This is a genomic window from Streptomyces synnematoformans, from assembly GCF_039531005.1.
Taxonomy (GTDB): domain Bacteria; phylum Actinomycetota; class Actinomycetes; order Streptomycetales; family Streptomycetaceae; genus Streptomyces; species Streptomyces synnematoformans.
Window position 1 is genome coordinate 1 of record NZ_BAAAPF010000412.1, and the last position, 5,065, is coordinate 5,065.

At 76.7% G+C, this 5,065-nt stretch carries 6 protein-coding genes; 2 read left to right on the top strand and 4 right to left on the bottom strand.

Annotated features, from left to right (window positions below; all coding sequences use genetic code 11):
• Positions 1 to 1,043 (bottom strand): DMT family transporter (locus tag ABD317_RS33275; RefSeq protein ID WP_425582502.1); only part of this gene is annotated, 1,043 nt, incomplete at its 3' end.
• Between the two features lie 73 nt (positions 1,044 to 1,116).
• Between ABD317_RS33275 and ABD317_RS33280 the strand changes: the two genes are divergently transcribed.
• Together ABD317_RS33280 and ABD317_RS33285 are read left to right on the top strand one after the other, a co-directional pair.
• Positions 1,117 to 2,058, top strand: a complete 942-nt coding sequence (locus tag ABD317_RS33280; protein WP_344294987.1) for a LysR family transcriptional regulator — start codon at positions 1,117 to 1,119, stop codon at positions 2,056 to 2,058.
• A gap of 64 nt (positions 2,059 to 2,122) precedes the next feature.
• On the top strand, positions 2,123 to 2,680 hold the full coding sequence (locus tag ABD317_RS33285) for a GNAT family N-acetyltransferase (protein WP_344294989.1): 558 nt from the start codon (positions 2,123 to 2,125) through the stop codon (positions 2,678 to 2,680).
• A 60-nt stretch (positions 2,681 to 2,740) separates the two neighbouring features.
• Here the strand turns inward: ABD317_RS33285 and ABD317_RS33290 are convergent, their stop codons facing one another.
• The 3 genes from ABD317_RS33290 to ABD317_RS33300 form a co-directional block, all read right to left on the bottom strand.
• On the bottom strand, positions 2,741 to 3,412 hold the full coding sequence (locus ABD317_RS33290; protein ID WP_344294991.1) for an HAD family hydrolase: 672 nt from the start codon (positions 3,410 to 3,412) through the stop codon (positions 2,741 to 2,743).
• 71 nt (positions 3,413 to 3,483) lie between these two features.
• Entirely contained in the window at positions 3,484 to 4,188 is a 705-nt protein-coding gene (locus ABD317_RS33295; protein WP_344294993.1) for a response regulator, read from the bottom strand.
• On the bottom strand, positions 4,185 to 5,065 hold an 881-nt coding region (locus ABD317_RS33300), incomplete at its 5' end, for a sensor histidine kinase (protein ID WP_344294995.1). The genes ABD317_RS33300 and ABD317_RS33295, both read right to left, overlap by 4 nt.

Here is a 5,065-nt window from a genome sequence, read left to right on the forward strand (position 1 = left end):
CCTCCGGCGCGGTTGCCGCCGCCGCGGTCGCCGCCGCCGCGGTCGCCTCCGGCGCGGTCCCCTCCGGCGCGGTTGCCGCCGCGGCGGTTGCCGGCGGCGCGGGTGGCGTACCAGACGGTGGCGATGACCAGTACGCAGCCGGCGTACTGCGTCGCCGTGGGGGGGGCGCCGAAGAAGGCGGCGGCGTCGGCGACGGCGAGTACCGGCTGCAGCAGGAGCAGCGCGGCTCCCGTCGCCGGGGCGAGCCGGGCCAGCGCGGGGGTGACGAGGAGCAGGGCGAGGACCTGGCCGAGCGCGGCCATGGCCGCCAGCCAGCCGAGGGCGGCGGGCCCGGGCGTCACGTCGATCCCGGTCCAGAGCGCGCCGAGGACCCCGGAGGCGACGCCGGCGGAGAACGTCGCGGTGCACACCGGCACGGCGACGTGCGGGCGGGGACGGGGCGGAGGGGGGAGGGGGGAGCCGCTGGCGGGGCGGGGGCGGGCGCCCGGGAGGCGGGTGAGGAACAGGTAGCCGGCGAAGGCGACGCCGGCGGCCGTGCCGTAGAGGATGCCGGTCACGGGGCTGCTGCCCGGTTCCGGGTCGCCGATCGCGCCGCCCGCGAGCGCCACCCCGGCGAGCAGCACCGGGGCGGTGAGCCAGAAGCCGCGCGGCAGCGGCGTACGGGTCAGCAGCCGCGCCAGCAGCGGGAAGACGACGACCTGGATGTTGAGCAGCACGGTGGCGATGGAGGCGCCGACGTCCCGGATGCTGGCCGCCCAGAAGACGAAGTCGACGCCGAGCAGCAGCCCGGCCGCCAGATCCGTGAGCACCGGCCGCCGGGCCCGCGGCCCGAGGCGGCGCAGTTCGACGGCCGCGAGGGGGAGGAGCAGCAGCAGTGCCAGGACGCAGCGCAGGAAGGCGGCGGTGCCGGCGTTCACGTCGGAGAGCTTCACGAAGATCGCCGACAGCGAGATGCACGCCGAGCCGCCGATGACCATCGCGGCCGGGCCGGCCGCCCGGGCGAGGAGCGTCTCGCCGCCCCGGCCCTCCCCGTCGACTCGCATGCCCTCCACTCTGCCCGCCCGTTCCCCCAAGAAAAAGCGATGATTTGTTAGTCCAAAGCATTAGCATTGCTTGGTGTTCAGTTTGGAGCGCCTGCGCGCCCTCGACGCCGTCGCCGTCCACGGCACCATCGCCAGCGCCGCCGAGTCGCTGCACGTCACCGCCTCCGGCGTCTCGCAGCAGCTCGCCAAGCTGGAACGCGAGGCCGGGCACCGGCTGCTGGAGCCGTACGGGCGCAGCGTCCGCCTCACCCACGCCGGCAAGGTGCTCGCCGCGCACGCGGCCCGCGTCTGCGCGCAGGTCGCCGAGGCCGAGGCGGATCTCGCCGACCTCCAGGACGAGATCCTGGGCCCGCTGCGCCTCGGCGGCGTCGGCAGCTCGCTGCGCGCCCTGCTGCCCGGGGTGCTGACCGACCTCACCGCCGCGCACCCGCGGCTGGTCCCCACCGTCGTCGACGGCGAGGTCGTCGAGCTGGTCCCGGAGCTGGTCGGCGGGGAGCTGGACCTGTTGCTCATCGAGAGCTGGAGCAGCCGGCCCATCCGGCTGCCGCAGGGGCTCGCGGTGCGGACGCTGGTGGTGGAGGACGTCCAGCTGGCGGTGCCGGCCTCCCACCCGCTGGCCGCCCGCGAGCGCGTCGGCCTCGCCGAGCTGGGCGGTCTCGACCGGCGCGACGGGGCGGCGGCGGTGTGGGCGAGCTGCCCGGTCGGCACCGAGCCGTACGAGGGGCTGACGCAGGCGCTGCGCGAGGTGGGGGTGGAGCCGGAGGTGCGGTACCGGGTGACGGAGTACGCCACGCAGCTGGCGCTGGTGGACGGCGGGCTGTGCGTGTCGCTCGTACCGGAGATGGGGCAGCGGCCGTGTCCGCCGGGGGTGCGGTTCGTGCCGGTGCGGCCGGCGGTGCGGCGTACGGTGCAGGCGGCGTGGCGGTCGCGGGCGGAGAGCCCGGCGGTGCGGGCGTGCGTCGCCGCCCTGGGGGACGCGGCCCGGGCCGCGCACCCGGCGGCGCCGGGCGGGTGACCTGCGGGGCTCTCCCGCGCCCGTGCGAGGATCGCGGTGTCGAACGCTGACACGGGAGGACGGGATGTTCGCTGTACCCCTGGGTGACGAAGGTGCCGAGCTGCGGCCGCTGGAGCCGTGGCAGGCCGAGGAGTTCCTCGCCCACATGGACCGCGGCCGCGCGTTCATCGGCCGGCACATCGGCCTCTCCGACGCCGCCGCCGACCTCGACTCCGCCCGCGCGTGGCTCCAGTCGTACGCCGACAAGACCGCCTCCGACACCGGCCGCCTCTACGGCATCTGGCTCGACGGCCGCCTCGTCGGCGGCGTCCTCTTCCGCGTCTTCGACGCCGCGCAGGGCACCTGCGAGGCCGGTTGCTGGCTGGAGCCGGCGGCGTCGGGCCGCGGGCTGGTGACCCGCGCGGCGCGCGTGATCATCGACTGGGCGGTGCGCGAGCGCGGCATGGAGCGCGTGGAGTGGCTGGTGTCCTCGGAGAACACCCCGAGCATCAGGGTCGCCCAGCGCCTCGGCATGCGCCGGGACGGCGTGCTGCGCTCGAACCACCGGTACCGGGGGGTGCGCCAGGACACCGAGGTGTGGTCGGTGCTGGCGCCCGAGTGGATCGAGGGCGGGGCGGCGTAGCCGGGCCTTCCGCCGGTACGGGCCGTCGCCCCGGCGGTACGGGCCGTCTCCGCGGCGCCGTCAGGCCGCCGTGCCGGCGGCCTCCAGCAGCACCGGCAGCTTGCGCATGTCGTCGAAGAGCACCGTGTCCGGCCCCGCCAGCCACGACGCCGGTGACAGCCCGCCGGTGAACCCGTACGCGCGCATCCCCGCGGCGCGCGCGGCCTGGACGCCGTAGCGGCTGTCCTCCACCACCGCGCACGCCCCGGGCGCGTAGCCGGTCTGCCGCGCCGCGTGGAGGAAGAGGTCGGGGGCGGGTTTGCCGCGGCCGCCGTCGTCGGCGGCGGAGTAGATGCGTCCGGCGAAGCGGTCGTACAGCCCGGTGCGGCCGAGGGTGCGGCGCATCCGCTCGTGCCCGCCGCTGGACGCGACGCACGTCGGCAGGCCGGCGGCGGCGAGGGCGTCGAGGGCCTCGACGACGCCGGGTACGGCTTCGAGGCGGTCGAGGCCAGCGTAGAACTCCTCGTAGTAGCGGGTGCGCCAGGTCTCGTCCGCGCCCGGGCCGAGGCGTTCGACGACCATGGCGCCGACGGATTCCTGGGACTTGCCCATGAACAGTTCGACGGCGTCGGCTTCGGTGAGCGGCCAGCCGAGTTCCGCGCCGACGGTGACCTGCGCGGCGGCGGCGATGCGCTCGGAGTCGACGAGGACTCCGTCGCAGTCGAATATCACGAGTTCGATGGGTCCGGGCATGGTCACGAGGCTAACCGAGCGCCGCCGGGCACGGGCCGGGGGCAGGGGGCCAGAGGGCCGGGGGCGGGGCGTCAGCGGGCGCCGGGGACGACGAGGCCCGACTCGTACGCCATGACCACGGCCTGCGTGCGGTCCCGCAGCCCGAGCTTGGCCAGCAGCCTGCTGACGTGCGTCTTCACGGTCTCCTCGCCGACGTGGAGACGGGCGGCCAGCTCGGGGTTGGACAGGCCCTCGGCGATCTGCCGCAGCACCTCGGTCTCACGCGGCGTCAGCGGCGCCAGCCGTGCCCCGGCGCCCTCGCCGTCGCGCCGCGGCGGCCGGGACGCGCGCAGCCGCGCGAACTCGGCGATCAGCCGCCGCGTGACCGCCGGCGCGAGCAGCGCTTCGCCGGCCGCGACGACGCGCACGGCGTCGAAGAGCTGCTCGGCGGTGACGTCCTTGAGCAGGAACCCGCCGGCGCCGGCGGCGAGGGCGTCGTAGACGTACTCGTCGAGGTCGAAGGTGGTCAGGATCAGCACCCGGGGGGCCGTGCCGTCGGCGGCGGTGAGCCGGGCGGTGGCCTCGATGCCGTCGACGCCGGGCATGCGCACGTCCATGAGGACGACGTCGGGCCGCCGTTCGCGGCAGACGCGGACGGCTTCGGCGCCGTCGCGCGCGGTGCCGACGACGTCGAAGTCGGGCTGGCTGGCGAGGAGTCCGGCGAAGCCGGCGCGTACGACCTCGTGGTCGTCGGCGACGACCACGCGCAGGGGGGTGCTGTCCGCCGGCCCGGTCATGCCGCGGCTCCGTTCTCGCTCGCGTTCTCGTTCACGTTCTCGTTCCCGGGCGCGTCGCCGGGGGCGCGCGGCTGTGTCGGAAGGGTGGCTTCCAGCAGGAAGCCGCCGCCCGCGGCGGGGCCGCCGCGCAGGCCGCCGCCGACGGCGGCCGCGCGTTCGCGCATGCCGGTCAGCCCGTGCCCGCCGCCGTGCCCGCCCTCGCGCCCGGCCCCGCCGTGCGCGCCCGGGCCGTTGTCGCGGATGCGCAGGCGCAGGGCGGTCTCGGCGTAGTGCAGCTCGACGTCGACGGCCGCGCCGGGGGCGTGCCGGCGGGCGTTCGTGAGGGCTTCCTGCACGATGCGGTACGCGGTGAGTTCGACGCCGGTGCCGAGGGGGTGTACGGAGCCGCTGACGATGAGCCGTACCGCGGAGCCGGCGGCGTCGCGGGCGTCGTCGAGGAGTTCGTTGAGCTGGGCGAGGCCGGGCGGGGGGCGGCGTTCCGCGGGGTCGGCGCCGGCGTCTTCGCGCAGCACGCCGAGGAGCCGGCGCATCTCGGTGAGGGCGGTGCGGGCGGTGTCGCCGATGTCGCGGAGCCGGCGGGCACCTTCGTCGGGGAGGCCGGGGGTGGTGAGGCGGGCCGTCTCGGCCTGTACGGAGATCATCGAGATGTGGTGGGCGACGACGTCGTGGAGTTCGCGGGCGATGCGGGCGCGTTCGCCGCGGGCGGCGTGCTCGTAGAGGGTGTGGGCGATGGCGCGTTCGACGGCGCCGTGGGCGGCGGCGGTGCTGCGGGCGCGGCGGGCGAGGCCGGCGGCGGTGGCGGCGAAGTCGGGCGCGGCGGCGGCGCCGGCCAGGAGCCGCCCGGTGTCGCCGAGCCGGCCGCCGGCGACGGTGCCGG

Bases quoted from the DNA above. Each gene is read 5' to 3' on its own strand.
- ABD317_RS33295 (WP_344294993.1), bottom strand. From the start codon at position 4,188: ATGACCGGGCCGGCGGACAGCACCCCCCTGCGCGTGGTCGTCGCCGAC.
- ABD317_RS33290 (WP_344294991.1), bottom strand. From the start codon at position 3,412: ATGCCCGGACCCATCGAACTCGTGATATTCGACTGCGACGGAGTCCTC.
- ABD317_RS33285 (WP_344294989.1), top strand. From the start codon at position 2,123: ATGTTCGCTGTACCCCTGGGTGACGAAGGTGCCGAGCTGCGGCCGCTG.